The following is a 26884-nucleotide window of genomic DNA, read 5'->3' as shown; positions in this document are numbered from 1 at the left end:
GTCGCACTGGTGCGGGCCAGCCCATCAGCCGATCAGACCGGCGGGTACAGGTAGAGGGCGTCGCCGACCGGGATCGTGCGCCGGTGGTACGAGTGATCGGAGTTCCAGTTGTACTCCTCGATGGTGACCGTGCCGTCACCGTTCACCGACTGCACGTAGGCCACGTGGTTGTACGGGAACCAGGCCACCGCGCCCACGACGGGTTCGCTGCTGGTTGGCCAGCCCTTCGACCGCCACGCGTCGGCCCAGGTCCAGGCACTTCCCGAGGCGAGGTTCGACCAGTCCCACTTCCACGGGGCGCCGAACACCCCCGCGTCGCGATTGAGCCGCCACGCGACGAAGTCGACGCATTCCCGGTAGTAGTAGCGGAGCGGGGAGAGACCACCGCCGTAGTCGTCGGGCGTCTCGAACCACCACGGGTAGTCGTCTCCCTCGGCCTGCTGCGCGACCCGGGCGTACTCGCCGTTGCCGCGCGAGGCGAGTTCCGCGGCTCGGGCCTCGGCCTCCGCCTCCGCCTCGGCGGCCGCCGCCGCGTCGATCTCGGCCTTCGTCGTCACCGCGTAGCCGTCGGTGGACAGGGTCGCCCCGCCGGCGTTCACGGAGACCTCGACGGCCTGCGCGTCGGCCACCGAGAGGCTGAACTGCGTCGGGGCGCCGGGCAGCCGGCCGCCGGGGAGGAATGCGTAGGCGGGCAGCGCGAGCGTGCCGACGAGCGCGGGCACGATCAGCACCGTGGCGGCGACGCGGGCGGGGCCGTTGCGGCGCGAGCGGCCGGCGCGCGTCGCGCGCGTCGCGCGGGTCACGCGGTCTGATGCCGGGGCTTCGGGAGCCGGGCCGCGTCGGACGCCGGGGCGCCGATCGTTCCGCCGTCTCGGCCGGATGGGGGGATGGCCGATCGCGTCGTCACCGTTCAAGGGTCGTGAACCTCCGGGGCCCGCACCACGGAGAGGCTCCGGGGCGGGAGGCGTACAGGTCGTGGAGCTGGGGGTCGCTCCGGACTCGTACCACCATAGGGCACGCCGTCGAGCGGTGTCACGGCCTCCGCGTCGGCGCGTCGCGGCCGGTCAGGCGGCCCGACCGAGGAAGTCGCTCCACTGCGGCAGCGGCCGCTCGAAACCGCGGACCACCCACCCGCGGCCGTGGGGCATCCGGGGGGTCACGCGGAGGTCCCAGCCCATCTCGGCCGGGGTGTGGTCGCCCTTGGCGTTGTTGCACCGGAGGCAGCACGCGACGAGGTTCTCCCACGTGTCCCGCCCGCCGCGGGAGCGGGGCAGCACGTGGTCGATGGTGGCCGCGGACTTGCCGCAGTACGCGCACCGGTGCTCGTCGCGGCGCAGCACGCCCCGGCGGCTCACGGGGACCTGGTGGACGCGGGGCGTCCGCACGTACCGGGTGAGCAGGATGACGCTGGGCCGCACCCAGTCGCCGTTCGTGCCGTGCACGGGATTGCCCTCGTCGTGGACGATGACGGTGGCCTTCTCGTTCATCACGAGGAGGAGCGCTCGCTTGAACGAGACGACGGCGAGGGGTTCATACCCGGCGTTCAGCACGAGGGTGCGCATGGAGTGCCTCTCGATCGGTGCTGGATGGCTTCCAGCCGCGTGAAGGGATCGACGACCCGGATGCCGCGGGGCGGGCGACATGCCCCCGGAAACGCGAAACGGGCACCGTCGTGAAGACAGTGCCCGTCGGCATCCCGGCGCAGTCGCGACTCGGCTGACTGCTGCGTCGCTGGTCGTAGAGCGCGCGCGCACCCGCGGAATGGGTGCTGCTGCGCGGACCGACCATCGACTTCCCCTACCCGGTATTCGGATCGTCAGGAACCAAGGCTACGACACGAATGGCGTGCCGGGTCCTCCCGGCACGCCATTCGTGTCGCGCTTCATGCGCTGTTCGCGCGTCAGATGCGCACGATCCAGTAGTCGCTCGTCCAGATCGGCTGGATCCGGACCACAGTGCCCTCGTAGGGCGCGTGGAGGATCTGGCCGTTGCCGGCGTAGAACCCGATGTGGCCCGACATGACGACGAGGTCGCCGGGAACCGCCTCGGAGAGCGGGATCTGCGTGCCGGCGGCGCCCTGCGCGTTCGAGGAGTGCGGAAGGTCGATGCCGAACTGCGCGTACACGTACTTGACGAGGCCGGAGCAGTCGAACCCGGCGGGCGTCGCACCGCCGTAGACGTACGGGACGCCGAGGTACTGCTGGGCCACGGAGAACACGGCGGACGGGCTCGCGGCGCCGCTCACCTGCGTGGGCGCGCTGTACTGGCTGGCCTCGGCGGCGTAGGAGGTCATCGCGGCGGCGGCGGCCTGGCGGGCCTCCTCGGCGGCGCGGGCCTCCTCGGCGGCGCGGATCTCCTCGCCGGTGACGGCGTCGTAGCCGTCCTCGGAGAGCGGGGCCGCGATCACGTCGTCGGCGACGTCGACGGCCTGGGGCTGCGCCTTGGTGAGCTGCGTCTGGGCGGTCGCGCCGAACTGGAGCCCGTCGGTGCCGGGGGCGAAGGCGTACGCCGGGATGGCGAAAGTGCCCACGAGGCCGGCGGCGACGGTCATCACGACGACGTTCTTGGTGCCGCCGGAGCGCATGCGGCGGCCCAGCGATCGGTGCTCGCGCCGCGCCGGCGCCGCGGCGCTCGGAGCCTCGGTGCTCGCGGGCGCCGACGACGTCTCACGACGGACGAGGGCGGTTCGGGTTGGGGGCTTGGGGGCAGTGGTCGCGCCGGAGCGCCGGGGGAATCGAGCCAAAACGTGTCCTCCGCCCCACGACGCCGGAACGTCGTCCCACCTTGTGCGCCGGAGCGCGTCACGGGTATCGGGGGCGAGCGGTGGGCACCGGAGGCGTCTCGACCCAGTCCCGCCGACTGGCTTGGCGCCGGCGGACTCGATCGAGGATACGCGACGCTCGGCAGATTGTCACATTTCGATCACGGAGCGGCGGAATCGCTTCGCCGACGGCCCGCACCGCCGCGGAATCCGGGGGCGGAACCCGGCTACCCGTGCTCGAGCGCGGTGCCCGACACGACCCGCGGCGCGGCTCCGGGAAGGTCGGCGCGAGCATCGCCCGCCCCGGGAGCCTCGGCGGCGCCGCCGGCGTCGCCGATGAAGAGGTGGCCGGCCATGCCGACGGGCATCGGCAGCGCCTCGAACCCCGGGGCCTCGGCGACCACGAGATCGCCCTCGCGCCGGAAGGCGACGGAGGCGCCCGGCACGATGCCGGCGCCCTTGAAGCGGGCGAGCAGCTCGGGGTCGAACTGGGCCGGCTCCGCGAGGCGGCGGATGACCCCGGCGGCGCGGCCCGAACCCTCGTCGAGGGCCGTGAGGACGTTGCGGACGCCCGACATGAACGGCGCGGCGGGCTCGACCCCGAGTTCCTCGAGCCCGGGGATCGGGTTGCCGTACGGCGAGTGCGTGGGGTGCCCGAGGATCTCGACGAGGCGTCGCTCGACCTGCTCGCTCATCACGTGCTCCCAGCGGCACGCCTCGTCGTGGACGTACTCCCAGTCGAGGCCGATGACGTCGGCGAGCAGCCGCTCGGCGAGGCGGTGCTTGCGCATGACGTGGACCGCCTTGCTGCGCCCGGCGGGCGTGAGCTCGAGGTGGCGGTCGCCCGAGACGACGACGAGCCCGTCGCGCTCCATGCGCGCGACGGTCTGCGACACGGTCGGACCGGAATGCCCGAGGCGCTCCGAGATGCGCGCACGGAGCGGCACGATGTGCTCCTCCTCGAGGTCGAGGATGGTGCGCAGGTACATCTCGGTCGTGTCGATGAGATCCGTCAACTCACTCCTCCTCGGCCGTCGGGCGCGTCCAACGGACAAGCCTACTGTCCCCGCCCGACGGCGCTCCCGGCAGGGCGGCGCGGCGGTGGACGCGACGACGCCCCGCGCCCGCGTCATCCGCCGCCACGGCGAACGGACCCCGCCGTAGGATCGGACCATGCCTGAGCTCGTCATCCCCTCGTCGCTCCTGCCCGCCGACGGCCGCTTCGGCTGCGGTCCCTCGAAGGTGCGGCCGGAGCAGCTCGCGCACCTGGCCGAGGTCGGCCCGAGGCTCCTCGGCACGTCGCACCGCCAGTCCCCGGTGAGGCAGCTGGTCGGTCGCGTCCGCCGCGGCATCGCCGACCTCTACTCGCTGCCCGACGGCTACGAGGTCGTGCTCGGCAACGGCGGATCGACGGCGTTCTGGGATGCCGCGGCCTTCGGCCTCATCGAGCGCCGCGCGCAGCTCGCCTCGTTCGGCGAGTTCGGCGCCAAGTTCGCCAAGGCCGCCGCAGCGCCGTGGCTCGAGGCGCCCGACGTGCGGACGGCCGAACCGGGCTCGCGCGCCGAGGCCGAGCCCGTGGAAGGGGTCGACGTCTACGGCTGGCCCCAGAACGAGACGTCCACGGGCGTGCAGGCGCCCGTCCGGCGGGTGCCGGGCGACGCCGGCGCGCTCACGGTGATCGACGCGACGAGCGCGGCGGGCGGCATCCTCGCCGACCCGGCCGAGTTCGACGTGCTCTACTTCGCGCCGCAGAAGAACTTCGCCTCCGACGGCGGCCTGTGGTTCGCGATCATGTCGCCCGCCGCGATCGAGCGCGTCGAGCGCGTCGCCGCCTCCGACCGGTACATCCCCGAGTTCCTCTCCCTGAAGAACGCGGTCGACAACTCACGTCTCGACCAGACGCTCAACACCCCCGCGCTCGCGACGCTGCTCCTGCTCGAGAGCCAGCTCGACTGGATGAACGCCTCGGGCGGACTCGCGTGGGCCGACGCGCGCACGCGCGAGTCGTCGGGCGTGCTCTACGACTGGGCCGAGGCGCGCGAGGCCGCGACGCCGTTCGTCGCCGATCCCGCGCACCGGTCGCAGGTGGTCGTGACGATCGACTTCGACGAGTCGACGGATGCCGCGGCGCTCGCGACGACGCTGCGGGCCAATGGCATCGTCGACACCGAGCCGTACCGCAAGCTCGGCCGCAACCAGCTGCGCGTCGCGACGTTCACCGCGATCGAGCCCGACGACGTCCGCGCGCTCACCGCGTCGCTCGACTGGGTGCTCGACCAGGCCCGATAGGGTTTCGCCATGCGGCTGTGGCTCACCGAGTCCGAGCGGCGCCCGGACCCGGCGCCCATCCGGACCGATGCCCGCAAGGCGCTCTTCGCCGGCACGGTCGCGTGGATCGTCGCCCTGGTCGTCGCGATCCTCGCGCGCGACTGGCTCGAGTCGATCGGCACGGGCTGGTTCGTCGCCGCCGCCGCGATCGGCGTCGTGCTCGGCGCAGCCGGGCTGGTCGTGGTCCAGCTCCGGCGCGGGCGCCGGGGTTCAGCCGACTGATCCGCGCGGGCCGTCGTCCGCCCGGTCGCGGTCGGCGCCGTCGTCGTCGTCGGGCGTGTCGTCCAGCGCGTCGATGTCGATGCCGTCGAAGACGTCGTCGGTGTCATCGGCCTCGTCGGCGAACTCCACGTCCTCCGCGTCCTCCTCGTACTCCGCGTCGTCCGAATCATCGGCGTACGCGTCGTCGTCGGCCTCCTCCGCGTCGTCGACGAGGCCCTCGTCCTCCGCGTCGGGCCCGTCGGCGTCGTCCGCGACGTCGCCCTCGAGCTCGCCGCGCGCCGCGGCCTCGGCGGCGGCCGCCGCCTGTGCGGCGCGGTAGTCGGCCAGGCGCTCGGACCATGGCACCCACTCGGGCGCGAGCAGGGCCCGCTCGCCGGGCAGCAGCTCGGTCTCGAGCACGGTCGGCGCGCCGTCCTCGACGCGCGCCAGCGTGACGCTCCAGTGCCATCCGGGGTACCCGGTCAGGTCGGCCGCGAAGTGGAGCGAGAGCACGTGCTCGCCGTCGGTCACGTGCCCGATCACCGAGCCGACGGTCTCCGGCGGCGTGACCTCGAGAAGTGCGCGCTGCGCGAGCGCCACGGAGCCGAGCAGCACCTCGTCCGGCTCGGGGGCCGGGCGAGCGCCGGCATCGGCCGTCTCCACGACGTCGTCGGGGGCGTCCCCCGCGACCTCGGGCACCCCGGTGGCGTCGTCGCGCGACCCGGCGACGTCGTCGGCGACGGGCGCGTCAGACATCCAGCTCGTCCGCGACGCGCCGCAGCAGCGCCGCGATCTTCCGGCTGTGGGCGTTGTCGGGGTAGCGACCGCGCTTGAGGTTGGCGCCGATGCCGTCGAGCACCTTCACGAGGTCCTCGACGATGACGGCCATGTCGTCGGCGGGCTTCCGGTTCAGGCGCGCGAGGCTCGGCGGCGCGTCGAGCACGCGCACCGAGAGCGCCTGCGCGCCGCGCTTGCCCTCGGCGACGCCGTACTCGAGGCGGGCGCCCGAGCGGACGGTCGCTCCGGCGGGAAGCGCCGAGGCGTGGAGGAAGACCTCCTGGCCGTCATCCCCCTGGATGAAGCCGAACCCCTTCTCCTCGTCGTAGAACTTGACCTTGCCGGTGGGCATACGGATGAACCTCGCTCTGTCGTCGGGCGCGCCGGAACCCCGGCGACGTCGGATTCCAGTCTAGGTGCCGCACGCGAGCGGGTCGGCTGGGCCTATTCTGGACGGGTGAGCAGCCAGGGCCCCATCGCCGACCAGCGCGTCGAGCGCGTCCTCGCATACATGGTCGCGGCGACGGTGGGCCTGTCGATCATCTCGTTCCTCGCGGTCATGATCGGCACGCTCGCGGGCGTCGGCGCCGACGACGGGTTCAGCCAGGGCATCTGGCCCGCCGTCCTGATCCTGCCGCTGATCGGCCTGCCGATCGGGTTCCTCCTCCTCATCGCACTCCTCATCGTCAACGGCGTCCGCCGCTCGAGGGAGTCCCGGCAGGGTACCGACTGAGACATGCTGGTGCTCGCCGCACGGCTCCGCGCGCTGAAGCGCGAGAGACTCGCGGACGCGCTCCGGGCACGCGAGTTCGACCCCTCCGGCGTGCACGACCTCTTCGACCTGGCCGAGGCGATCACGTCCCACGATTCCGTCGACCACGCTCTCGACCGCCTCGAGCGCCCCACGCTCGCGGTCCTCGCGGCCGCCGCGGCGACCGCCGACGACGTCGGGTGGACCACCGTGGCGAAGGTCGACGCCGAGCTGTCGCGGCTCGGCGCACCCGAGCCGATCGTCCGCGACGCGCCATCCGCCCTCGACCGGCTGGACGGCGCGCTGCTCGCACTGCGCGACGGCGACCGCATGCACGTGCCGGGCGAGGTCCGCTCGCGGCTTGGCGCCCGCCTCGGCGACGACCTCCCCGACGCCGAGGCCCTCGCGTCCCCCGCGCCGCCCGTCGCGGTGCGCGCGGATCGGCCCGATCACGGCCTGCTCGAACGACGCGCCGCAGAGACCGCGTACGTCACCGTCGCGGCGACGGCCGAGCTGCTCGCGGGCCTCGCGGCCCAGCCCGCACGCGAGCTCGCGAAGGGCGGCCTGGCGCTGCCCGACGCGAAGCGGCTCGCCGAGGCCACCGGCGTCGACCTGGCCGAGCTGCCGCGACTCGTCCGGCGCGCCATCGAGGCCGGCCTCGTCATGCGCGACGGGCCCGTGTGGCTCGAGTCCGAACGCGGTGCCGAGTGGGCCATGCGCGGCACGGGGGCGCGCTGGATCACGCTCGCGGAGTCCTGGCGCGAGCGGATCCCCGCCGCACTGCGCGACCTCGTCGTCCGCCGCAGCGAGGGGCTCAGCGCGAGCTCGGTGCGCGACGACGCGGCCTGGTACTACCCCGGCGGCGGCCGCTGGCTCGCCGACGGGCTCGACCGGCTGCTCGAGGACGCCGAGGCCCTTGGGCTCGCCGTCGCCGGCGAGCCCGTCGACACGGCCCGGCTCGTCCTCGCGGGCGACGTCCCGAGCGCGGCGGAGCGCCTCGCTCGTCACTTCCCGCACCAGGTCGACCGCGTGTACGTGCAGCACGACCTCACGATCGTCTCCCCCGGTCCCCTCGAGCCCTCGCTCGACGCGCGACTGCGCGGGTTCGCCGACGTCGAGGGGCGCGACCTCGCGTCGAGCTACCGGGTGACCGCGGCATCCGTCAACCGCGGGCTCGCCGCGGGTGAGACCGCGGAGTCGATCCGCTCGTTCCTCGAGTCGATCTCGCTGACCGGCATCCCGCAGCCGCTCGAGTACCTCGTGGGCGAGTCGGCGGCGCGCTTCGGCAGCGTCCGCGTGAGCGCGGCGGATGCCTCCGACGCCCCGGCGCGCGCGTCGGTGCGCTCGGACGACGCGCAGCTGATCGGCACGCTCGCGGTCGACCAGTCGCTGTCCGCGCTCGGGCTCCGTCAGGCCGGTCCGCACCGCCTCATGTCGCGGTTCCCGCCGGACGTGGTGTTCTGGGGTCTCAGCGACGCCCGGTACCCGGTGGCCGCGGAGGACGCGCAGGGTCGCATCATCCGGCTGCGACGACACCACGTCGGCCACGCACCCGCCGTCGCGCCGCGCCCGGACCCGATCGAGGACCTGCTCGACCGCATCGCCGAGGCCGACGCCGGCGGCGGGACCGAGCAGGCGTGGCTCGCCCGCCAGCTCGAGGCCGCGGCGAGGGCGAAGGAGACGCTCACCGTGACGGTGCGCATGCCGGGCGGCGACACGGCCGACTACCTGCTCGCACCCGCGAGCGTCGCCAACGGCCGCCTCCGCGCCCGCGACCGCAAGGCCGACATCGAGCGGACGCTGCCGATCTCCGCGATCGCGGCCGTCGCCCCGGCGCCCGCGGGGAGCTGACCGTCGCCGGCGCCGGCGGCTGCGGCCGCTCGGGGTCACCTCGGAGGAAGCGGGCCTAGACTGGTCCGCTATGTCAGACGGCCCCCTGATCGTCCAGAGCGACCGCACCGTGCTCCTCGAGGTGGCGCACCCGCTCGCCGAGGACGCGAGGCACGACCTCGCGATCTTCGCCGAGCTCGAACGCGCACCCGAGCACATCCACACGTACCGCATCACGCGACTCGGCCTGTGGAACGCACGCGCAGCCGGCCACACGGCCGAGGACATGCTCGGCACGCTCGAGCGCTACGCCAAGTTCCCGGTGCCGCAGACCGTCGCCGTCGACATGCGCGAGACGGTCGCGCGCTACGGCCGGCTCGTGGTCGACCGCACGGATGACGGCGACCTGCGGCTCCGGAGCGACGACATGGCCGTGCTCACCGAGGTCGCGGGCGCCAAGCGCATCGCGCCGCTGCTCACCGACCGCATCGACGAGTCGAGCTTCCTCGTGGAGGCCTGGGCCCGCGGCCAGCTCAAGCAGGAGCTCGTGCGCCTGGGCTGGCCGGCGGAGGACCTCGCCGGCTACACGCCCGGCACGCCGCATCCGATCGACCTCGACCAGGACGGCTGGCACCTGCGCGACTACCAGCAGAAGGCCGTCGACAACTTCTTCGACGGCGGCTCCGGCGTCGTCGTGCTGCCGTGCGGCGCCGGCAAGACGCTCGTCGGCGCGGGCGCCATGGCCACCGCGAAGACCACGACGCTGATCCTCGTGACGAACACCGTGTCGGCCCGCCAGTGGCGCGACGAGCTGCTGAAGCGCACGTCGCTCACGGCCGAGGAGATCGGCGAGTACTCGGGCCAGGTCAAGGAGATCAAGCCCGTCACCATCGCGACCTACCAGATCCTCACCGCCAAGCGGAAGGGCGAGTACGCCCATCTGGCGCTGCTCGACGCGCTCGACTGGGGGCTCGTGGTCTACGACGAGGTGCACCTTCTGCCCGCCCCCGTGTTCAAGCTGACCGCCGAGCTTCAGGCCCGACGGCGCCTCGGCCTCACCGCCACGCTCGTGCGCGAGGACGGCCGCGAGGGCGACGTGTTCTCGCTCATCGGGCCCAAGCGGTTCGACGCCCCGTGGAAGGAGATCGAGGCGCAGGGCTTCATCTCGCCCGCGGCGTGCTACGAGGTGCGGATCGACCTGCCGCAGTCCGAGCGGCTCGCATACGCGGCATCCGCCGACGACGAGCGCTACCGGCTGGCGGCGACCGCCCCGGCCAAGCTCGGCGTCGTGAAGGAGCTCGTCGCCAGGCACGCCGGCGAGCGGATCCTCGTGATCGGCCAGTACCTCGACCAGATCGAGGAGCTCGCCGACGCCCTGGGCGCGCCGCAGCTGACCGGCGCGACGCCCGTCGACGAGCGCGAGCGGCTCTTCCAGGAATTCCGCGAGGGCACGACACCGGTGCTGGTGGTGTCCAAGGTGGCGAACTTCTCGGTCGACCTGCCCGAGGCCACCGTCGCCATCCAGGTCTCGGGCTCGTTCGGGTCCCGCCAGGAGGAGGCGCAGCGCCTCGGCCGCCTGCTGCGACCCAAGGAGTCGGGCCTCTCGGCGAACTTCTACACGCTCGTCGCCCGCGACACGGTCGACCAGGACTTCGCGCAGAACCGCCAGCGGTTCCTCGCCGAGCAGGGCTACTCGTACACGATCCTCGACGCCCACGCGCTCGAGGCCGCCTGAGCGGTCGCGCCCGGACGGTCCGGACGAACGCCTACCCGCCCTCGTTCGAGGGCGACGGGCGCAGTCGTCGACCCGCCCAGCCGGCGAGCCGGTCGAGGCCGATGATCAGCACCGCGAGCACCGAGATGTACGCGAGCACCTCGAGCATCGCCACGAACGACCCGAGCGCACCGAGGTCGTCGGTGTGCAGGAACGGGTACGGGAAGCGGTCGGGCACCTCGGGCAGCGCCAGCGCGCGCCAGAGGAAGGTCATGCCGTACGCGAACGGGTAGAGGATCCACCATCCGATGTCGCGCCAGCGGACCACGCCGTGCGGGCCGAACGCGACCCAGTCGACCAGCACCATCAGCGGCACGACGTAGTGCACCGCGAACAGGGCGCGGTTCGCGAGCAGGTCGCGCGGGTCCTCCGCGAACAGACCGGGGACGGGGTTCTCGAAGTGGTTGAGGAGCACGTGCGAGATCACGAGCGTCGTCACGATCCAGAGCGTGACCCCGCCCCGCAGCCGCGGCGCCGGGGCGACCGGGGTGCGGCGCCGCACCATCCAGTAGAGGGCGCCGGCGAAGTACGCGAAGACGATGACGTTGCTCTGCGTCGTGAAGTACGCGAGCCGGCGTTCGGCGGCGATGAGGCCCCACAGCACGACCACGACGATGGCGACGCGCCACCAGAGCTGCGGGGTCGCCCACACGTTCACGGTGCGCGGCCCGCCGATCGCCGTCTCGCCGGTCGCCTGCTCGGACGCGTCGATCGCCACCCGGTCACCCTCCTCGTCGAGCGGACGCCGCGCGCGCCGCAGGCCGAATCTAGGCACCGGGCCGGAGCGTGTCAACCGGGCGACCGGCCCGATGTCGGCGGCCCGTCTGGACGCCCGGCGCTCGCCCGTCCGCGGCCGATGCGACGGCCGCGGGCAGGCCGCCTCGCCGCCGGAATGATCGACGAGCTCCGCCTGCACGTCGCGCCCACGGTCGTCGGCATGGGCGAGCGGCTCTTCGAGGGCGTGGCGCCGATGGCGTTCGAACAGGTCTCGTCGCGCGGCACGTCGCTGGTCACCCACCTGACGTACCGTCCGGCGCGGCACGACGACGATCAGGCTCTCGCGTAGCGGAGGAACAGCATCCGCTCGCCCGCGACGGCGTGCACCAGCCGGAGCCGGCGCTCCACCTCGCGCGGCGCGTCCGTGATGCGGGACGCGGCGCCCGCGACGAGCACGGGGCTCAGCGTCACGCACGCCTCGTCGACGAGGTCGGCCGCGACGAGCGCCCCGAACAGCCCCGGGCCGCCCTCCGAGAGCACCGACGGCATCCCGCGCGCCGCGAGCTCGGCGAGCGCGGCGCCGAGGTCGACGCGAGCATCGCCGGCCACGACCACGTCGGCGACCGCGGCGAGCGCCTCGCGACGTTCGCGCGGCGCCCCCGCGCTCGTGACGACGATCGGCCTTCGGACGGCATCGGCGAAGAACGGATGTCGCGCCTCGAGGTCGAGCGCCGACGACACCACGGCGAACCGCGGCTGCGGGTCGCGCCCGCGCGAGGCGCGCCAGGCGGCGTCCGCCTCGTGCACGGCCGCACCGCCGTACCCCTCGACGGCGACCGTGCGCGACCCGACGAGCACGACGTCGGCGTGCGACCGCAGCACCGACATGAGCCGCTGGTCCTGGGCGTCGCCCAGCGTGCCGCTGCGGCCCTGCAGGGTCGCCGCGCCGTCGATGCTCGACACCATGTTGACGCGGCAGAACGCGGCATCCGCCCTCGCGCCCGCGTCGACCACGTCGACGGCGTACGCCGCGTGCAGGCGGTCGGCGTCGAACCGTTCCATCAGGCGTCGCCGCCTCGCGGCATGTTGTGCTCGAGGAACACCGGTTCGCGCCATCCCTCGATCGCCTCGACCATGCGCACGGCATCGACGGTCTCGCGCACGTTGTGCACGCGCAGGATGCGGGCGCCCTTGCTGATGCAGTAGACGGCCGCGGCGAGCGAGCCGACGACGCGGTCGCGCCGGTCGCGGCGACCGAGGCTCTCGCCGATGAAGTCCTTGTTCGACAGCGCGACGAGCAGGGGCGGGCCGATCGCGGCGATCTCGTCGAGCCGGCGCGTGAGCTCGAGGGAGTGCAGGGTGTTCTTGTTGAGGTCGTGCCCGGGATCGATGAGGACGCGCTCGTCGGGCACGCCGCGCGAGCGCGCGAGGTCGAGCCGCGCCCGCAGGAACCCGCCGACCTCGGCGACCACGTCGCGGTACTCGGGTTCGGGGAGGGGGGTGCGCGGGGCCGCGAGGCTGTGCGTCACCACGAGGGTGGCGTCGCTCGCCGCCACCACGTCGGCCATGCGCGGGTCGTGGATGCCGGTGGTGTCGTTGATCACGTGGGCGCCGGCCGCGATCGCGAGCCGCGCGACCTCGGGGTGGAAGGTGTCGACCGAGAGGACCGCGCCGGCGTCCGCGAGGGCCTCGACCACGGGCAGGACCCGTGCGGCCTCCTCCTCGACGGGGATCGGGGGGCCCGGCGCGAACTTGGCGCCACCGATGTCGACCCAGTCCGCGCCCGCCTCGATCGCCGCGAGCGCGGCGGCGACCGCCGCGTCGAGCGCGAAGGTCTCGCCGCGGTCGTAGAACGAGTCGGGCGTGCGGTTGACGATGGCCATCACGGCGACCTGCCGCGAGAAGTCGAACGTGCGCGGCCCGATGCGGCGCGGCGCGTGGAGCGGGGCGGAGCTCATCCGGCGACGCCCGCGAGCGCCTCGAGCGGCACCGCAGGGTCGGCCAGGCCCGCCGGATCCACGACGGCGCGCGAGCGGATCAGCTGCTGGACCGTGTCGTTGACGTCCCAGACGTTCACGTTCATGCCGGCGACCACGCGCTCGTCGCGGAGCCAGAACGCCACGAACTCGCGGCCCTCCCGGTCACCGCGGAAGATCGGCGCGACGCCTGCCGCGAGCGGCCCGTAGCCGGAGTACTCCATGCCGAGATCGTACTGGTCGGTGTAGAAGTACGGGATCTCGTCGTACTCGACCGGCTCGCCGGCGAGGGCGCGACCGGCCGCCCGGCCGGCGTGTTCGGCATTCGCCCAGTGCTCGGTGCGCAGGTGCCCGCCGAGGAACGGCAGGAACGCGCTCGCGACGTCGCCCACCGCGAGGACGTCGGCGTCGGTCGTGCGGAACCCCGCGTCCGTCACGACGCCCCCGTCGACCTCGAGTCCGGCGGCTTCGGCGAGCTCGGTGCGCGGGACGGCGCCGATGCCCACCACGACCACGTCGGCGGGAACCAGGTCGCCGCCCTCGAGTTCGACCCCCGTCGCGCGGCGGCCGTCGCCCACGATGCGCGCGACGCTCGTGGACATGCGGAGGTCGACGCCGTGCTCCCGGTGGAGGCCGGCGAACACCTCGCCCGCGTCGTCGCCGATCGCGGCGTTCAGCGGCACCGCCTCGAGCCCGATCACGGTGACGTCGTCGCCGTACCCGCGCGCGGCGGCGGCGACCTCGAGCCCGATCCATCCGGCGCCGATGATCGCCACGCGCCGGCCGCCCGGCCCGAGCGCGCCACGCAGGGCGATCGAGTCGTCGATCGTGCGGAGCAGGTGCACGCCCGCCAGGTCGCCGCCGGGCCCGGTGAACCGCCTCGGCGACGCACCGGTCGCGAGCAGCGCCCGGTCGTAGCGGAGCTCGGTGCCTTCGTCCAGGGCGATCGCGTGCGCTCGCGGATCGAGTCGCACCACCCGGCGGCCCAGGCGCAGCTCCACGCGGTGCTCGTCGTACCAGGCGCGCGGGTGCACGTTCACGGCCCGGCGCTCACCCGTGCCCGCGAGGAACCCCTTCGACAGCGGCGGACGGAGGTACGGGGCCACCGACTCGGCCCCGACGAGCACGAGCGGGCCGTCGTATCCCGTCTCGCGTGCGCCCTCGGCGGCTCGCGCGCCGGCGAGCCCTCCCCCGACGATCACCAGCGGCCGCTCCGATCCGCTCATCGCACCCACCCCTCCTCGTTCGCGCGGCTCACGCCGCATCCGCACGGATGCGGGGCCGCTCGGCGCCGGGCGACGTGGCCGATCGAGGTCATCCCGTCCGCCCTTCCCTCGTCTGCGACGCTAGGCGCGGGACATTCTTTTGTCAAGCATCATCAGTTTTAGAAAGACCTGTCCGATCCGACTGATCCAACGAATTCCCAGCCAAGTTCCAGCCCGCACGCAGCAGAATCGGGGGCATGAGCGACGGACCTCGAATCCTCATCGTCGATGACGAGCCCAACATCCGCGACCTCCTCACGACCAGCCTCCGCTTCGCCGGGTTCGCGGTGCGCGCGGTCGCCAACGGCGCGCAGACCATCTCCGCGGTGCTCGAGGAGGAGCCCGACCTCATCATCCTCGACGTCATGCTGCCCGACATGAACGGGTTCGGCGTGACCAAGCGCCTCCGGTCCGCGGGCTACACGGCGCCCATCCTCTTCCTCACCGCGAAGGACGACACCGAGGACAAGATCACCGGCCTCACCGTGGGCGGCGACGACTACGTGACGAAGCCCTTCAGCCTCGACGAGATCGTCGCGCGCATCCGCGCCATCCTGCGCCGCACGATGCACGCCGAGGAGGATGCGGTGATCCGCACCGGCGAGCTCACGATGGACCAGGACACGCACGAGGTGCTCGTCGGCGACACGCCGGTCGAGCTCTCCCCCACCGAGTTCAAGCTGCTGCGTTACCTCATGCTGAACCCGAACCGGGTGCTCTCGAAGGCGCAGATCCTCGACCACGTCTGGGAGTACGACTTCAACGGCGATGCGGGCATCGTCGAGAGCTACATCTCCTACCTGCGCCGCAAGCTCGACCAGCACTCGTCCGAGCCGCTCATCCAGACCAAGCGCGGCTTCGGCTACATGCTGAAGTCCTCGAAGCCGTAGTCCAGCGCCGGTACAGGGTGCCTGCGTAGACTCGCCGACGCCATGCATCAGACCCTCGCCGACCGCTGGAGCCGCGTCTCGCTCCGCACGAAGATCACGGGCGTCACCGTCCTCATGCTGACGCTCGGGCTCCTCGTGTCCGGCATCGGCACCGCGGCGATGCTGCGCAGCTACGTCGAGGCGCAGCTGGAGTCCAAGCTCAGCGCCATCGCGTCGGGCGACCTCGACAAGTACTTCGACGGCGGGCCCGCCGATCGGGACACCGGCGACCTCGACTTCAGCGACGCGGCCGACGACGTGTTCATCGCGCTGTACGATGCGCGCACCGGCGAGTTCCGCGACCACAACTGGAAGGACCGGGACCGGTCGACCTACCCGATGCTGCCGGAGCGGCTCACCCAGGGCGAGGTCTACGGTTGGAACTCGGATGGCGGGTACCGGGTGTTCTCGCTGTACGACGCGGGGGGCGAGCCCACCTTCCGAGGGGTCTACGCGGTCGTCACCGCCGACCAGCAGGGCGGGCTCGCGCCGATCATCGTCGCGATCTCCTCCCGCGACACCGAGCGCATCCTGGCTGCGTACCTCACGATCTTCCTCGGGTTCGGCCTCGGCGTGGTCCTCGTGGGCGCGCTGCTCACGCGCATGCTCGTGACGTCGACGTTCGCTCCGCTCCGCGAGGTCGAGCGCACGGCCGCCGCGATCGCCGACGGCGACTTCGGCCAGCGCCTCGGCGGCGCGACGCCCAACACCGAGGTCGGGCGCCTGAACCGCTCGCTCAACACCATGCTCAACCGGATCGACCGGGCCTTCCGCGACCGCGCGCGCACCATCGACCAGATGCGTCGCTTCGTCGGCGACGCGTCGCACGAGCTGCGCACGCCCCTCGTGTCGGTCCGCGGCTACGCGGAGCTGTACCGGATGGGCGCCCTCCAGACGCCCGACGACGTCGCCCAGGCGATGGACCGGATCGAGAAGGAGGCCATCCGCATGGGCGGCCTCGTCGAGGATCTCCTCGCGCTCGCCCGGCTCGACGAGGCGAAGCCGCTCGACCTCGCCGAGGTCGACCTCGTGCCCCTCGCGCGCGACGCCGCGCTCGACGCCATGGCCGCGAACCCGGGACGGGTGGTCACGGTGATCGCCCCCGAGGACGTCCGCACGGGGGCCTCCGACGCCGTGCCCGCCGACGTCGAGGTCGACCTCGACGCGGCGACCGCGCGACCGGGCGGGGCCATGGCGCTCGCCGGTGCGACCCTCGCGCGGCTGCGCGGCCGCCGCACCGCCGCGCCGGCCGAGAACGGCCGCGCCCGCCGCGGCACGCGCGGCTCTCGCAGCACCGCCCCCGCGGCCTCGCGCACGGGCGAGCTCGCCCTCCCCGCCCCGACCCCCACGGGCGAGCTGGTCGTGCCCGTGCGTCGCGCCGCGGTGCTGGCCGAGGAGAACAAGGTCCGCCAGGTCATCACGAACCTCATGGGCAACGCCATGCGCTTCACGCCCGAGGACAGCCCGATCGAGATCCGCGTCTCGGTCGACGACGAGGCCGAGCGCGCGGTGCTCGAGATCATCGACCACGGCGAGGGCATCCCGCCGCAGATCCGCGAGAAGATCTTCCAGCGCTTCTGGCGAGCCGACACGTCGCGGACGCGCGAGACGGGCGGCTCGGGGCTCGGACTCGCGATCGTGTCATCCATCGTGAACGCGCACAACGGCCACGTCGACGTCGTCGAGACCCCGGGCGGCGGCGCCACCTTCCGCGTCGCGCTCCCGCTCGCCGGTTCCGCCGCAGCGCCGCAGCCCGTCGCGTCCTCCTGACGCGCGGGGGCGGGCCCGCGCGGCGGCACCCGTCCTCCCCAGCCGCCCGCGCCGCGCTCGCCGCATCGGATGCCGCAGCCCGAGCCGATCCGCCGCGCCCGCGCGCGTAGCGTCTCAGCGCGCCCGGGACGTGCCCGGGCGCACCGACGAGAGGACGATCCATGACCCGGTACCACGTCGACAGCGAGCAGGTCGCTGCGGCCACCGCGAGCGCGCACGGCACGATCGGCCGCATCCAGTCCGAGGTCGCGTCGCTGGTCGCCCAGCTGACCGGCCTCCAGGCCTCCTGGTCCGGCCAGGCCGCCTCGGCGTTCCAGGCCGCGGTGACCGACTGGAGGGCGACCCAGCAGCAGGTCGAGCAGAGCCTCGCGGGACTGAGCCAGGCCCTCGGCGCCGCCGCCGCCCACTACGCCGACGCCGAGTCCGCCAACGCGCGGCTCTTCCTGCGCTGAGCGCCGACGGCCCGGGCCGTCCGACGACGACGAAGGGCGCCTCCCGGAGGAGGCGCCCTTCGCGCGTGATGCCGTGCGGACTAGAAGTCCATGCCGCCCGTGGGGTCGGCGGGAGCCGCAGCAGCCTTCTCGGGCTTGTCGGCGACGACGGCCTCGGTCGTGAGGAACAGGCCGGCGATCGACGCCGCGTTCTGCAGCGCCGAGCGGGTGACCTTCGCCGGGTCGATGATGCCCTGCGCGATGAGGTCGCCGTACTCGCCGGTCGCGGCGTTGAGGCCGTGGCCCGCGGGGAGCTCGGAGACCTTGTTCGCGACGACGCCCGGCTCGAGGCCCGCGTTGAGCGCGATCTGCTTGAGCGGCGCCTCGATGGCCACGCGCACGATGTTCGCGCCCGTCGCCTCGTCGCCCTCGAGCGAGAGCTTCTCGAACGCCTTCGCGCCCGCCTGGATGAGCGCGACGCCACCACCGGCGACGATGCCCTCCTCGACGGCGGCCTTCGCGTTGCGGACGGCGTCCTCGATGCGGTGCTTGCGCTCCTTGAGCTCGACCTCGGTGGCCGCACCCGCCTTGATGACGGCGACGCCGCCGGCGAGCTTGGCGAGGCGCTCCTGGAGCTTCTCGCGGTCGTAGTCCGAGTCGGTGTTGTCGATCTCCGAGCGGATCTGGGCGACGCGGCCCGCGATCTGGTCGGGGTCGCCCGCGCCCTCGACGATGGTGGTCTCGTCCTTGGTGATGACGACCTTGCGGGCCTGGCCGAGCAGGTCGAGGGTGGCGTTCTCGAGCTTGAGGCCGACCTCCTCGGAGATGACCTGGCCGCCCGTGAGGATCGCGATGTCCTGGAGCTGGGCCTTGCGGCGGTCGCCGAAGCCCGGCGCCTTGACGGCGACCGACTTGAAGATGCCGCGGATCTTGTTCACGACGAGCGTGGCCAGGGCCTCGCCGTCGACGTCCTCGGCGATGATCAGGAGCTGCTTGCCCGACTGGATCACCTTGTCGACGATCGGGAGCAGGTCCTTGATGTTCGAGATCTTCTGGTTGGCGATGAGGATGTACGGGTCCTCGAACACCGCCTCCTGGCGCTCCGGGTCGGTCACGAAGTACGCCGACAGGTAGCCCTTGTCGAAGCGCATGCCCTCGGTGAGCTCGAGCTCGGTGCCGAAGGTGTTCGACTCCTCGACGGTGACGACGCCCTCCTTGCCGACCTTGTCGATGGCCTCGGCGATGATCTCGCCGATCTGCGGGTCGGCGGCCGAGATGGACGCGGTCGCGGCGATCTCGTCCTTGGTCTCGATCTCCTTGGCGGTCGCGAGGAGCTCCTCGGAGACGGCCGCGACGGCCTTCTCGATGCCGCGCTTCAGCGAGATGGGGTCGGCGCCGGCGGCGACGTTGCGGAGGCCCTCGCGCACGAGCGCCTGGGCGAGCACGACCGACGTGGTGGTGCCGTCACCGGCGACGTCGTCGGTCTTCTTCGCGACCTCCTTGACCAGCTCGGCGCCGATCTTCTCGTACGGGTCGTCGAGCTCGATCTCCTTGGCGATCGACACGCCGTCGTTGGTGATGGTGGGAGCGCCCCACTTCTTCTCGAGGACGACGTTGCGGCCGCGCGGGCCGAGGGTCACCTTGACCGCGTCGGCGAGCTGGTTGAGCCCGCGCTCGAGGCCGCGGCGGGCCTCCTCATCGAAAGCAATGATCTTTGCCATGTGTGTCTCTCGTCCCTTCCGGACGTTCAAAGATTCCAAGGGGTTAGCACTCAAAAGGAGTGAGTGCTAAAGCGATTCTGGCACTCACCCGCCCCGAGTGCAAGCGAGCTGCGGATGCCGCTTCCGCCCGGGAAACGCGGAAGCGCCGCCGGGCGGGCCGGCGGCGCTTCGACGGGTGCGGATTCAGGCGGGGCGGACGGCCTCGGCCTGCGGGCCCTTGGAGCCGCTGCCGACCTCGAAGGTCACCTGCTGCCCCTCCTCGAGCACCTTGTACCCCGCCATGTCGATCGCGGAGTAATGGACGAAGACGTCCTGGCCGCCCCCGTCGACGGTGATGAATCCGTAACCCTTTTCAGCGTTGAACCACTTCACGGTTCCGTTCGCCATGCGTTGCTCCCATGTTGCCGAGATTCCGAGTCAGCACGTGCCTTCGCCTGTACCGGGCCGTCGACGTGCCGACATGACGCCGGAGGCCCGGCGCCGGGTGCTCCACACGAGATCGAGCGGCCGAATCCAGATAGTCACAGGGCGCGCGCCCGGCACAAGGGTTCCGCAGCCGCGAATGATCGCAGATTGGCAACGATTCGATCACCGTCAGCCGCCGGACTGGGCGACGTAGTCCTCGCCGAGCACCACGACGAGCTGCATGCCCGTTGCGGCGAACTCCTCCGAGAGCCGGACGTCGCCGACCGGGAGCAGCTGCAGGATGCCGCGTGCGGCGCCCTCGAGCTCGGGCGTCGCGTAGTAGACCGTCGTGGTCTCGATGTCGGAGGTGTCGGCGTTCGAGGTGATGCCGACCGTCACGCCACCCGCGGTGAGCGTCTCGCCGACGCTCGCCGCGAGGCCCGACGTGCCCGTGCCGTTCAGCACTGCGACCGGGATGTCGGGCGCGAGGGTGGGCGGCGCCGTCGCCACCGGCGTCTGCGTGGGCACCGGCTCCCCTCCGCCGAAGTCGAGGCGGTCGTTGTAGATGCTCACCGCGGCGATGCCGATGCCGGCGAGCACGACCGTCGCGAGGGCGGCCCAGCCGAACGCGACCCATCGCGCGCCCCGGCGCGCCGGCGCACGGTGCGCGCCCACGCGTTCGATGCCGTGCGGGATCGAGTCGAACCGGTCTCGGGGGAACTTCTGCGTCATGGGTCCTGCCGGGATCGTGTGCGGCCCGTCTCGAGCGCGGCGCCGGTGGGGATGGCACGCTCGGCGCGCGCCGCGGCCCGCGCTTCGCGCTGCCGCTGCAGCCGCTTCACGAGCATCGGGTCGTGCCGCAGTGCCGCCGGGTCGTCGACGAGCTCGGCGAGCAGCCGGTAGTAGCGGGCCGGCGACAGGTCGAGCTCGTCGCGGATCGCGTCGGCCTTGCGGGCGGCGTCGCGCCACGCGCGCGCTTCGAACGCCAGGATGCGCCGTCGTCGCTCGTCGAGCCCCTCCGCGGAGCGGCGCGGGGCGGACGGATCCGGATCGGCGGTGCCTTCGGCGTCCATCGCACCTCCTCCTCGGTCCCTCCGGCGGTCGTCCGCTCGTCTGACGACATCCTAGAGAGCGGATGGCGCGCGTCCGCCGCACGCCACCCGGAACGACGCGACGGAACACGTCCCCGGCGTCATGCGTTGCACCGCATGTCGCGGGAACTGCGACGATGGGACGACCGCACACGACGAGGAGAGCGAATGCCGTACCAGGTGGAGAAGTCCGAGGAGGAGTGGCGCGAGGAACTCGGCGCCGAGCGCTACGCGGTGCTCCGCGGGGCCGCGACCGAGCGCGCGTGGACCGGTGAGCTGCTCGACGAGGAGCGCGCGGGGGTCTACGCGTGCGGCGCGTGCGGGGCCGAGCTGTTCAAGAGCGGCACGAAGTTCGACTCCGGATGCGGCTGGCCGAGCTTCTACGAGTCCGTGCGGCCGGAGGCCGTCGAACTGCTCGAGGACTCCTCGCTCGGGATGGTCCGCACCGAGGTCCGCTGCGCGCGATGCGGCTCGCACCTCGGGCACGTCTTCCCCGACGGCTTCGGGACCCCCACCGGCGACCGCTACTGCATGAACTCGATCGCGCTCGACTTCACGCCCGAGTCCTGAGCGTGGCCTCCGTTCGCGAGGCGGCGCTCGCCCGCCGCTCGTGGCCCGAGGTGACGGATGCCGCACCCGGCGACGCCGAGCTGCTCGAGCTGCTCGCGGCCGCCGGGCGGGTCGCCGACCACGCCTCGCTCGTCCCGTGGCGCGTGATCGCCGTGCGCGGCGAGGCACGCGAGCGCGTGGGCCGCGCCCTGGCCGCCGCCGCCGGCGCCGAGGGCGCTGCGGCGGCGAAGCTCGCGGCGAAGCCGCTGAGGGCGCCGCTGCTCCTCGCGCTCGTCGCGTCGACGCGGCCGCATCCGAAGGTGCCCGAGTGGGAGCAGGACGCGGCGGCGGCGGGCGTGGGCCACCTGCTGTCGCTGCTCCTCGATGAGGCGGGGTGGGGCGTGATGTGGCGGACGGGCCCGCTCACGCGGCATCCGCTCGTCGCCGAGGCTCACGGGCTCGCACTGGGCGAGCACCTGCTGGGCTGGCTCTACGTCGGCGGCCGCCCCGACCGGGCGCGACCCGAGCGCCGCGACGGCCCCGACCCGGCCGGGCGGCTCAGCTCGATGGGCTGACCGCCGGGGCGGAGCCGGTCGCCGGACCGGACTCCGCGGGCGCGACGTGCTTGGCCCGCCCCCACCGGATGCTCGCCAGAGTCACCGCGACCAGCGCGAGCACGGTGCCGCCGACCGTCGCGAGACCCACCTCGCGTCCCGTCGCGGGAAGCAGCAGGTCGAGCGCCAGGGCGGCGCTGAGCTGGCCGGCGACGAGCCCGAGCGCGAGCAGCAGGACGCCGACGCGCCGCACGAGCACCGCCTGCGCGGCGATGAAGACGCACCCGATCGCGCCGCCCGTGTACAGCCACCAGTCGTCGGGCATTCGATCGGGCCAGCCGACGGATGCCGCGTGCACGAGCATGACGACGACGAGCACCGCCGACCCCACGGCGAAGTTCGCGACGGTCGCCGCGAGGGCGCTCGCGGACGCCGTGCGCACGCGGCCGTTCATGGCCTGCTGCCACGACGCGCCGATGCCGGCCGAGAACGGCAGCAGCATGATCCACAGCGGAACCGAGGCCGAGACCTGCGCCGAGACGGCCCAGCCCACCGCGGCGAGCGCGATGACCGCGCCGGCGACGCGCGCGATCGAGAGCGGCCGCCGCCCGCCCGGTCCGATGCCGATCACGTCGAAGACCACGCCGCCGAGCGTCTGACCGGCGACGATGCCGATCGTGAAGAGGGCGACGCCCAGCACGCCGACCGCGATGCCCTGGGTGGCCACGAACCACGCGCCGGCGACGCCGCCGAGCAGCATCCACCACGGGATCGCGCCCCCGCGGATGGCCGCGACCATCCGACCGAGGCCCCGGCGACCGACCGGCCAGGCCGCCGCGAGCACGAGCAGGAGCGCGAGGCCCGAGCCGAACGAGATGACGGCGGCGACGGAGTAGTCGTCGAGTGCTCGCGCGAGCTGGCCGTTCACGCGGGACTGCAGGGCGACCAGTCCGCCCGCGACCACGGTGAGCCCGATCGCCACCCACATCGGCACGCGCGAGTCGGCGGCGTGCGCATGCGGCGGCGAGTGATGCGGCCGGGGTGCCGCGGCGTCGGCCGCGGCGGGCGGCGACGACGGGTCGGGTGTGATCGACATGGAGCCGGCTACGGGACTCGAACCCGTAACCACCGCTTTACAAGAGCGGTGCGCTACCAATTGCGCCAAGCCGGCGAGACTCCCCCACATCCTACCGATGCGGTCGCCCGTGGACGACGACGGCCCGGTCCGCGCGGGGACCGGGCCGTCGTCCGGAGCTCGGACGGCGTCAGCCGGCGGGCGTCGGGGTGGGGGTCGGCGTCGGGGTGCCGTTGGACTCGGAGTAGCTCTCGCCCGCCGCCTGCAGCACGAACGCACGGAACTCGGCCGGGTCCTCGAGCGAGCCGACGTACTGCTTGCCGTTGACGAGCACGGTCGGCGTGCCCTTCACCGACTCGAGCTCGGAGTTGGGGATGGGCTGGGTCAGCGCCCGGTTCGTGGCATCCTCGACCCAGCTCTTGAAGCGGGTCTCGTCGATGCACTCGTCGACCGACGACGAGGCGCCCGCCTCGGCGGCGAGCTCCTTGATCTCGCCGTTCGACAGGCCGGCGGTCAGCTCCTCGGGCTGGTTCTCGAACATCAGCGCGTTGAAGTCGAAGAACGCCTCGGGCGACTCCTCGGCCACGCACGCGGCGGCGTTCGCCGCACGCAGCGAGTACTGCGTGCCCGCGGACTTGTTCGTGAGGATCGCGATGGGGTGCACCTCGAGCGTCGCCGCGCCCTCCTCGACCATCGTGCGCATCGACTCGGAGTTCGTCTGCTCGAACTGGCCGCAGTACGGGCACAGGTAGTCGACGTAGACGACGATGTTCGCGACCGTGCCGCTGTCGTCGGGCTCGGTGGGGGTGGGCTCGCCGTTCGCGGGGATCGCCGCGGTGGTGACCGGCTCGATCCCGTCCTCGCCGCCGACCAGGAGGATGCCGTCGCTGGCCATGTTCTGCGGGCCGGGGCCGTCGGGGCGCACGCTGTTGAAGATCATGGTGCCGATGAGTGCGGCGATGGCGAGCACCACCACGATGACGCCGCCCTGGATCAGGAACTTCTTCTGGCGCTCCTTCTTGCGCTGCTCCTCGCGCAGCAGGCGCGCCTTCTCACGGGCCGCCTCGCGTCGCTCGTTGCGGCTGGGGCGCGGCTGGATGGATCCGCCAGTGCTCATCGATGGTCAACTCCGGGTCGCTGTGTGGGCGCGCGCGTATGCAGGCGCACGCATCGAAGAGTGTAGGAGCGCACACTGTGAATCGCCCAAACGGCGCCCGTGCGCGGGCCGGCGCCGGCATCCGCGCGCGGTGGACGGATCGTCGCGGATGCGGCGATCGCAGGCCCGCATGCCATACTGAGGGAGCGTCGACACCGAGGTCGGCGTTTCCATTCACTACGGATCGTCCGGCACGTACCTGCCGGTGAAGGAGCACAGAACCATGGCGTCAGTCACGTTCGACAAGGCCACCCGCCTGTATCCCGGTGGCACCCGTCCCGCCGTCGACCAGCTCGACCTCGAGATCGCCGACGGGGAATTCCTCGTCCTGGTCGGTCCCTCGGGCTGCGGCAAGTCCACCTCGCTGCGCATGCTCGCTGGCCTCGAAGAGGTCAACGAGGGCAACATCTTCATCGGCGACCGCAATGTCACCGACGTGCCGCCCAAGGACCGCGACATCGCCATGGTCTTCCAGAACTACGCGCTGTACCCCCACATGACCGTCGCCGAGAACATGGGCTTCGCGCTCAAGATCGCGGGCATCGGCAAGGAGGAGCGCGCCGCTCGCGTGCTCGAGGCCGCGAAGCTGCTCGACCTCGAGCCGTACCTCAGCCGCAAGCCCAAGGCTCTCTCCGGCGGCCAGCGCCAGCGCGTCGCCATGGGCCGCGCCATCGTGCGCCAGCCGCAGGTGTTCCTCATGGACGAGCCGCTGTCGAACCTCGACGCCAAGCTCCGCGTGCAGACGCGCACGCAGATCGCGTCGCTGCAGCGTCGCCTCGGCGTCACCACGGTCTACGTGACGCACGACCAGACCGAGGCGCTCACCATGGGCGACCGCATCGCGGTGCTGAAGGACGGCGTCCTCCAGCAGGTGGGCACCCCGCGCGAGCTGTACGAGCGGCCGAACAACGTCTTCGTCGCGGGCTTCATCGGCTCGCCGGCGATGAACCTGTTCCACGCCGACGTGGTCGACGGCGGCGTGAAGTTCGGCACCGCGACCGTCGACGTCGAGCGCGACGCGCTCGCGTCGGCCTCGGGCCCGGTCGTGACGATCGGCGTCCGCCCCGAGGACATCGTCGTCTCGAACGTCCAGGGCGAAGGCCTCGAGGTCGTCGTCGACCTCGTCGAGGAGCTCGGCGCCGACGGGTACCTCTACGGCCACTCGACCATCGAGGGCAAGCGGACCGACATCGTGGCGCGCGTCGACGGCCGCGTGCACCCGTACGCGGGCGACACCGTCTACCTGATGCCCACGCCGAAGCACGTGCACGTGTTCGACGCCGAGTCGGGCGCCCGCCTGCTCCAGGCGCCGGTCGCCAGCTGACGCACCGCACCACGCGACCGCGATGCCGGTCGGGCCTCGGCCCGGCCGGCATCGTCGTTCCCGGGTACGCTTGGCCCTGATGAGCGGCACACTCTCGATCACGTCGGCGATGACCGACCCCGCGCTCCTCGACCTCCCGTGGGACCTCCCGCTCGAGGCGTGGCCGAGCGAGAACATCGCGGCGCTGCCCAAGGGGATCTCGCGTCACCTCGTGCGCTTCGCGCACCTCAGCGGCCACGTCGTCGCGATCAAGGAGACCACGGCCGAGATGGCGAAGGGCGAATACGAGATGCTGCGAACCCTGCAGCGCCTCGAGATCCCCTGCGTCGATCCCGTCGCGGTGATCACCGGCCGCACGGATGCCGACGGCGACGAGCTCGCGCCGGTGCTCGTCACGCGGCACCTGCGATTCTCCCTCCCCTATCGCGCGCTGTTCTCCCAGACGCTCCGACCCGACACCGCGACGCGCCTCGTGGATGCGCTCGCGGTGCTGCTCGTCCGGCTGCACATCGTCGGCTTCTTCTGGGGCGACGTGTCGTTGTCGAACACGCTCTTCCGCCGCGACGCGGGCGCATTCGCCGCCTACCTCGTCGATGCCGAGACCGGCAAGCTCTACGAGGGGGGCCTCTCGAACGGGCAGCGCGAGAACGACCTCGAGATCGCCCGCGTGAACATCGCCGGCGAGCTGCTCGACCTCGAGGCGGGCGGGCGCGTCGCCGACGAGCTCGACCCGGTCAACATCTCGAACGGCATCGTCGACGCCTACCGCAGCCTGTGGACCGAGCTCACGGGCTCCGAGTCCTTCGGGCTCGCCGAGCGGTGGCGCATCAACGAACGTGTGAACCGCCTGAACGAGCTCGGATTCGACATCGAGGAGCTCGCGATCCGCACCGACGAGACGGGCACGACGCTGCGCATCCAGCCGAAGGTCGTCGACGCCGGCCACCACCAGCGACGCCTCCTGCGCCTCACCGGGCTCGACGCCGGCGAGAACCAGGCGCGCCGGCTGCTCAACGACCTGGACTCGTACCGGGCGGCGTACAACAAGCAGGACCAGGACGAGGAGATGGTCGCGCACGAGTGGCAGATGCGCGTGTTCGAGCCCGTCGTCCGCGCGGTCCCGCAGGAGCTGCGGGGCAAGCTCGAGCCCGCCGAGGTCTTCCACGAGCTGCTCGAGCACCGCTGGTACATGGCGCAGCAGCAGGGCCACGACATCCCGCTGGCCGAGGCGCTCACCGCCTACATCAACGACGTGCTGCGGCATCGCCGCGACGAGGCCACGGTGATCGGCCCGCCGACCGAGGCGATCACGACGGCGCTGCCCGTGGTCGGTCCCGACACGGCCGAGCTCCCGGTGCACGACGCCGACGACGAGGACGACTGGCGCCTGAAGGTCTGATCGGCTCTCGCTGCGTCCGGTGGTCGAGGAGGACGCGAGGTGGATCGACTCGACCGGACGCCGGTGCCGCGTGGCCTCGGCACCCCCACCGGCCTGGCGC

General features: G+C 72.7%; 29 protein-coding genes and 1 tRNA gene. 13 read left to right on the top strand and 17 right to left on the bottom strand.

Translation table 11 applies throughout. The features are described 5' to 3' along the window. Window positions 1-32: 32 nt before the first annotated feature. The 4 genes from WBQ80_RS15835 to WBQ80_RS15820 form a co-directional block, all read right to left on the bottom strand. Window positions 33-803 (bottom strand): CHAP domain-containing protein, encoded by a 771-nt coding sequence (locus WBQ80_RS15835; protein WP_336572421.1) that lies wholly within the window; start codon window positions 801-803, stop codon window positions 33-35. 261 nt (window positions 804-1064) lie between these two features. After that, window positions 1065-1562, bottom strand: coding sequence for an HNH endonuclease (locus WBQ80_RS15830; protein WP_336572420.1), 498 nt, complete (start codon window positions 1560-1562; stop codon window positions 1065-1067). Between the two features lie 338 nt (window positions 1563-1900). Next, entirely contained in the window at window positions 1901-2584 is a 684-nt protein-coding gene (locus tag WBQ80_RS15825; protein WP_337282606.1) for a C40 family peptidase, read from the bottom strand. 404 nt (window positions 2585-2988) lie between these two features. Continuing rightward, complete coding sequence (locus tag WBQ80_RS15820; RefSeq protein WP_336572419.1) at window positions 2989-3777, bottom strand: metal-dependent transcriptional regulator; 789 nt, start codon at window positions 3775-3777, stop codon at window positions 2989-2991. A gap of 157 nt (window positions 3778-3934) precedes the next feature. Between WBQ80_RS15820 and serC the strand changes: the two genes are divergently transcribed. Next, a complete protein-coding gene (gene serC / locus WBQ80_RS15815; RefSeq protein ID WP_336572418.1) occupies window positions 3935-5050 on the top strand; it encodes a phosphoserine transaminase in 1116 nt (371 codons plus the stop codon). 9 nt (window positions 5051-5059) lie between these two features. Further along, complete coding sequence (locus WBQ80_RS15810; RefSeq protein ID WP_336572417.1) at window positions 5060-5311, top strand: DUF2530 domain-containing protein; 252 nt, start codon at window positions 5060-5062, stop codon at window positions 5309-5311. On the opposite strand, the gene WBQ80_RS15805 is transcribed toward WBQ80_RS15810, so the two are convergent. Next, complete coding sequence (locus WBQ80_RS15805; RefSeq protein WP_336572416.1) at window positions 5300-6046, bottom strand: DUF3027 domain-containing protein; 747 nt, start codon at window positions 6044-6046, stop codon at window positions 5300-5302. The genes WBQ80_RS15810 and WBQ80_RS15805 overlap by 12 nt on opposite strands. Beyond that, window positions 6039-6419: a cold-shock protein gene (locus tag WBQ80_RS15800; protein ID WP_336572415.1), complete on the bottom strand. Its 381-nt coding sequence runs from the start codon at window positions 6417-6419 to the stop codon at window positions 6039-6041. The genes WBQ80_RS15805 and WBQ80_RS15800 overlap by 8 nt, the downstream gene beginning before the upstream one ends. 105 nt (window positions 6420-6524) lie before the next feature. Between WBQ80_RS15800 and WBQ80_RS15795 the strand changes: the two genes are divergently transcribed. The 3 genes from WBQ80_RS15795 to WBQ80_RS15785 all read left to right on the top strand — a co-directional run bounded on the left by WBQ80_RS15795 (window position 6525) and on the right by WBQ80_RS15785 (window position 10383). Then, complete coding sequence (locus WBQ80_RS15795) at window positions 6525-6800, top strand: hypothetical protein (RefSeq protein WP_336572414.1); 276 nt, start codon at window positions 6525-6527, stop codon at window positions 6798-6800. 3 nt (window positions 6801-6803) lie between these two features. Then, entirely contained in the window at window positions 6804-8669 is a 1866-nt protein-coding gene (locus tag WBQ80_RS15790) for a helicase-associated domain-containing protein (RefSeq protein ID WP_337282605.1), read from the top strand. A gap of 70 nt (window positions 8670-8739) precedes the next feature. Further along, window positions 8740-10383, top strand: a complete 1644-nt coding sequence (locus WBQ80_RS15785) for a DNA repair helicase XPB (RefSeq protein ID WP_336572412.1) — start codon at window positions 8740-8742, stop codon at window positions 10381-10383. 31 nt (window positions 10384-10414) lie between these two features. Here WBQ80_RS15785 and WBQ80_RS15780 read toward each other — a convergent pair whose 3' ends face one another. Further along, window positions 10415-11140 (bottom strand): Pr6Pr family membrane protein, encoded by a 726-nt coding sequence (locus WBQ80_RS15780; RefSeq protein ID WP_336572411.1) that lies wholly within the window; start codon window positions 11138-11140, stop codon window positions 10415-10417. A 174-nt stretch (window positions 11141-11314) separates the two neighbouring features. Between WBQ80_RS15780 and WBQ80_RS15775 the strand changes: the two genes are divergently transcribed. Next, window positions 11315-11488: a hypothetical protein gene (locus WBQ80_RS15775; RefSeq protein ID WP_336572410.1), complete on the top strand. Its 174-nt coding sequence runs from the start codon at window positions 11315-11317 to the stop codon at window positions 11486-11488. On the opposite strand, the gene WBQ80_RS15770 is transcribed toward WBQ80_RS15775, so the two are convergent. Genes WBQ80_RS15770 through WBQ80_RS15760 form a run of 3 tightly spaced genes read right to left on the bottom strand, consistent with a single transcriptional unit; the run spans window position 11473 to window position 14341 of the window. Next, window positions 11473-12201 carry a pyrimidine reductase family protein gene (locus WBQ80_RS15770; protein ID WP_336572408.1) on the bottom strand — a complete coding sequence of 243 codons (729 nt, stop codon included), beginning with the start codon at window positions 12199-12201 and terminating at the stop codon, window positions 11473-11475. The genes WBQ80_RS15775 and WBQ80_RS15770 overlap by 16 nt on opposite strands. Then, window positions 12201-13097, bottom strand: coding sequence for a dihydropteroate synthase (gene folP / locus WBQ80_RS15765; RefSeq protein WP_336572407.1), 897 nt, complete (start codon window positions 13095-13097; stop codon window positions 12201-12203). Before folP ends, WBQ80_RS15770 begins: the two co-directional genes overlap by 1 nt. Next, window positions 13094-14341: an NAD(P)/FAD-dependent oxidoreductase gene (locus tag WBQ80_RS15760; protein ID WP_336572406.1), complete on the bottom strand. Its 1248-nt coding sequence runs from the start codon at window positions 14339-14341 to the stop codon at window positions 13094-13096. Before WBQ80_RS15760 ends, folP begins: the two co-directional genes overlap by 4 nt. 236 nt (window positions 14342-14577) lie before the next feature. On the opposite strand from WBQ80_RS15760, the gene WBQ80_RS15755 reads away from it, so the two are divergent. From WBQ80_RS15755 to WBQ80_RS15745, 3 genes are all read left to right on the top strand, one after another. Next, the gene (locus WBQ80_RS15755) at window positions 14578-15270 is read left to right on the top strand and encodes a response regulator transcription factor (RefSeq protein WP_067948682.1); all 693 of its coding nucleotides are present in this window, start codon (window positions 14578-14580) and stop codon (window positions 15268-15270) included. Window positions 15271-15312: 42 nt separating this feature from the next. Then, window positions 15313-17079, top strand: a complete 1767-nt coding sequence (locus WBQ80_RS15750; protein WP_336572404.1) for a sensor histidine kinase — start codon at window positions 15313-15315, stop codon at window positions 17077-17079. A gap of 161 nt (window positions 17080-17240) precedes the next feature. Next, the gene (locus WBQ80_RS15745) at window positions 17241-17531 is read left to right on the top strand and encodes a WXG100 family type VII secretion target (RefSeq protein ID WP_336572403.1); all 291 of its coding nucleotides are present in this window, start codon (window positions 17241-17243) and stop codon (window positions 17529-17531) included. A gap of 80 nt (window positions 17532-17611) precedes the next feature. On the opposite strand, the gene groL is transcribed toward WBQ80_RS15745, so the two are convergent. From groL to WBQ80_RS15725, 4 genes are all read right to left on the bottom strand, one after another. Next, complete coding sequence (groL, locus tag WBQ80_RS15740) at window positions 17612-19231, bottom strand: chaperonin GroEL (protein WP_336572401.1); 1620 nt, start codon at window positions 19229-19231, stop codon at window positions 17612-17614. Window positions 19232-19414: 183 nt separating this feature from the next. Continuing rightward, window positions 19415-19618 carry a cold-shock protein gene (locus tag WBQ80_RS15735; protein WP_067948690.1) on the bottom strand — a complete coding sequence of 68 codons (204 nt, stop codon included), beginning with the start codon at window positions 19616-19618 and terminating at the stop codon, window positions 19415-19417. Window positions 19619-19825: 207 nt separating this feature from the next. Further along, window positions 19826-20368: a LytR C-terminal domain-containing protein gene (locus WBQ80_RS15730; protein WP_336572468.1), complete on the bottom strand. Its 543-nt coding sequence runs from the start codon at window positions 20366-20368 to the stop codon at window positions 19826-19828. Then, complete coding sequence (locus WBQ80_RS15725) at window positions 20365-20709, bottom strand: DUF3263 domain-containing protein (RefSeq protein ID WP_336572470.1); 345 nt, start codon at window positions 20707-20709, stop codon at window positions 20365-20367. The genes WBQ80_RS15730 and WBQ80_RS15725 overlap by 4 nt, the downstream gene beginning before the upstream one ends. Before the next feature lie 186 nt (window positions 20710-20895). Here WBQ80_RS15725 and msrB point away from each other — a divergent pair, with 186 nt between their 5' ends. Both msrB and WBQ80_RS15715 read left to right on the top strand, forming a co-directional pair. Further along, window positions 20896-21297 carry a peptide-methionine (R)-S-oxide reductase MsrB gene (gene msrB / locus WBQ80_RS15720; protein ID WP_336572471.1) on the top strand — a complete coding sequence of 134 codons (402 nt, stop codon included), beginning with the start codon at window positions 20896-20898 and terminating at the stop codon, window positions 21295-21297. Between the two features lie 2 nt (window positions 21298-21299). After that, the gene (locus WBQ80_RS15715; protein WP_336572472.1) at window positions 21300-21851 is read left to right on the top strand and encodes a nitroreductase family protein; all 552 of its coding nucleotides are present in this window, start codon (window positions 21300-21302) and stop codon (window positions 21849-21851) included. Here WBQ80_RS15715 and WBQ80_RS15710 read toward each other — a convergent pair. The 3 genes from WBQ80_RS15710 to WBQ80_RS15700 all read right to left on the bottom strand — a co-directional run bounded on the left by WBQ80_RS15710 (window position 21835) and on the right by WBQ80_RS15700 (window position 24022). Further along, window positions 21835-22926: a DMT family transporter gene (locus tag WBQ80_RS15710; protein WP_336572473.1), complete on the bottom strand. Its 1092-nt coding sequence runs from the start codon at window positions 22924-22926 to the stop codon at window positions 21835-21837. The two genes, WBQ80_RS15715 and WBQ80_RS15710, sit on opposite strands and share 17 nt — an antisense overlap. Then, a tRNA-Thr gene (locus WBQ80_RS15705) sits at window positions 22926-23001 on the bottom strand. Before WBQ80_RS15705 ends, WBQ80_RS15710 begins: the two co-directional genes overlap by 1 nt. A gap of 94 nt (window positions 23002-23095) precedes the next feature. Beyond that, window positions 23096-24022 (bottom strand): DsbA family protein, encoded by a 927-nt coding sequence (locus WBQ80_RS15700; RefSeq protein WP_336572475.1) that lies wholly within the window; start codon window positions 24020-24022, stop codon window positions 23096-23098. Between the two features lie 262 nt (window positions 24023-24284). Between WBQ80_RS15700 and WBQ80_RS15695 the strand changes: the two genes are divergently transcribed. After that, window positions 24285-25385: an ABC transporter ATP-binding protein gene (locus WBQ80_RS15695; protein ID WP_336572476.1), complete on the top strand. Its 1101-nt coding sequence runs from the start codon at window positions 24285-24287 to the stop codon at window positions 25383-25385. 79 nt (window positions 25386-25464) lie between these two features. Further along, window positions 25465-26784 carry a DUF4032 domain-containing protein gene (locus tag WBQ80_RS15690; protein WP_336572477.1) on the top strand — a complete coding sequence of 440 codons (1320 nt, stop codon included), beginning with the start codon at window positions 25465-25467 and terminating at the stop codon, window positions 26782-26784. Window positions 26785-26884: the final 100 nt, after the last annotated feature.

The sequence above is a fragment of the Agromyces sp. CCNWLW213 genome (genome assembly GCF_037199545.1).
Classification (GTDB): Bacteria; Actinomycetota; Actinomycetes; order Actinomycetales; family Microbacteriaceae; genus Agromyces.
Note: the sequence above shows the minus strand (reverse complement) of the source record. Positions and strands in the feature narration are given on the sequence as shown.

Excerpts from the sequence above, each read along its gene's own strand:
- serC (WP_336572418.1), top strand. The coding sequence starts at position 3,935 with ATGCCTGAGCTCGTCATCCCCTCGTCGCTCCTGCCCGCCGACGGCCGC.
- WBQ80_RS15785 (WP_336572412.1), top strand. The coding sequence starts at position 8,740 with ATGTCAGACGGCCCCCTGATCGTCCAGAGCGACCGCACCGTGCTCCTC.
- WBQ80_RS15825 (WP_337282606.1), bottom strand. The coding sequence starts at position 2,584 with ATGCGCTCCGGCGGCACCAAGAACGTCGTCGTGATGACCGTCGCCGCC.
- WBQ80_RS15830 (WP_336572420.1), bottom strand. The coding sequence starts at position 1,562 with ATGCGCACCCTCGTGCTGAACGCCGGGTATGAACCCCTCGCCGTCGTC.
- WBQ80_RS15750 (WP_336572404.1), top strand. The coding sequence starts at position 15,313 with ATGCATCAGACCCTCGCCGACCGCTGGAGCCGCGTCTCGCTCCGCACG.
- WBQ80_RS15800 (WP_336572415.1), bottom strand. The coding sequence starts at position 6,419 with ATGCCCACCGGCAAGGTCAAGTTCTACGACGAGGAGAAGGGGTTCGGC.
- WBQ80_RS15810 (WP_336572417.1), top strand. The coding sequence starts at position 5,060 with ATGCGGCTGTGGCTCACCGAGTCCGAGCGGCGCCCGGACCCGGCGCCC.
- WBQ80_RS15760 (WP_336572406.1), bottom strand. The coding sequence starts at position 14,341 with ATGAGCGGATCGGAGCGGCCGCTGGTGATCGTCGGGGGAGGGCTCGCC.
- WBQ80_RS15790 (WP_337282605.1), top strand. The coding sequence starts at position 6,804 with ATGCTGGTGCTCGCCGCACGGCTCCGCGCGCTGAAGCGCGAGAGACTC.
- WBQ80_RS15710 (WP_336572473.1), bottom strand. The coding sequence starts at position 22,926 with ATGTCGATCACACCCGACCCGTCGTCGCCGCCCGCCGCGGCCGACGCC.
- WBQ80_RS15695 (WP_336572476.1), top strand. The coding sequence starts at position 24,285 with ATGGCGTCAGTCACGTTCGACAAGGCCACCCGCCTGTATCCCGGTGGC.
- WBQ80_RS15735 (WP_067948690.1), bottom strand. The coding sequence starts at position 19,618 with ATGGCGAACGGAACCGTGAAGTGGTTCAACGCTGAAAAGGGTTACGGA.
- WBQ80_RS15775 (WP_336572410.1), top strand. The coding sequence starts at position 11,315 with ATGATCGACGAGCTCCGCCTGCACGTCGCGCCCACGGTCGTCGGCATG.
- groL (WP_336572401.1), bottom strand. The coding sequence starts at position 19,231 with ATGGCAAAGATCATTGCTTTCGATGAGGAGGCCCGCCGCGGCCTCGAG.
- WBQ80_RS15730 (WP_336572468.1), bottom strand. The coding sequence starts at position 20,368 with ATGACGCAGAAGTTCCCCCGAGACCGGTTCGACTCGATCCCGCACGGC.
- WBQ80_RS15725 (WP_336572470.1), bottom strand. The coding sequence starts at position 20,709 with ATGGACGCCGAAGGCACCGCCGATCCGGATCCGTCCGCCCCGCGCCGC.
- WBQ80_RS15745 (WP_336572403.1), top strand. The coding sequence starts at position 17,241 with ATGACCCGGTACCACGTCGACAGCGAGCAGGTCGCTGCGGCCACCGCG.
- WBQ80_RS15805 (WP_336572416.1), bottom strand. The coding sequence starts at position 6,046 with ATGTCTGACGCGCCCGTCGCCGACGACGTCGCCGGGTCGCGCGACGAC.
- folP (WP_336572407.1), bottom strand. The coding sequence starts at position 13,097 with ATGAGCTCCGCCCCGCTCCACGCGCCGCGCCGCATCGGGCCGCGCACG.
- WBQ80_RS15770 (WP_336572408.1), bottom strand. The coding sequence starts at position 12,201 with ATGGAACGGTTCGACGCCGACCGCCTGCACGCGGCGTACGCCGTCGAC.
- WBQ80_RS15690 (WP_336572477.1), top strand. The coding sequence starts at position 25,465 with ATGAGCGGCACACTCTCGATCACGTCGGCGATGACCGACCCCGCGCTC.
- WBQ80_RS15700 (WP_336572475.1), bottom strand. The coding sequence starts at position 24,022 with ATGAGCACTGGCGGATCCATCCAGCCGCGCCCCAGCCGCAACGAGCGA.
- WBQ80_RS15755 (WP_067948682.1), top strand. The coding sequence starts at position 14,578 with ATGAGCGACGGACCTCGAATCCTCATCGTCGATGACGAGCCCAACATC.
- msrB (WP_336572471.1), top strand. The coding sequence starts at position 20,896 with ATGCCGTACCAGGTGGAGAAGTCCGAGGAGGAGTGGCGCGAGGAACTC.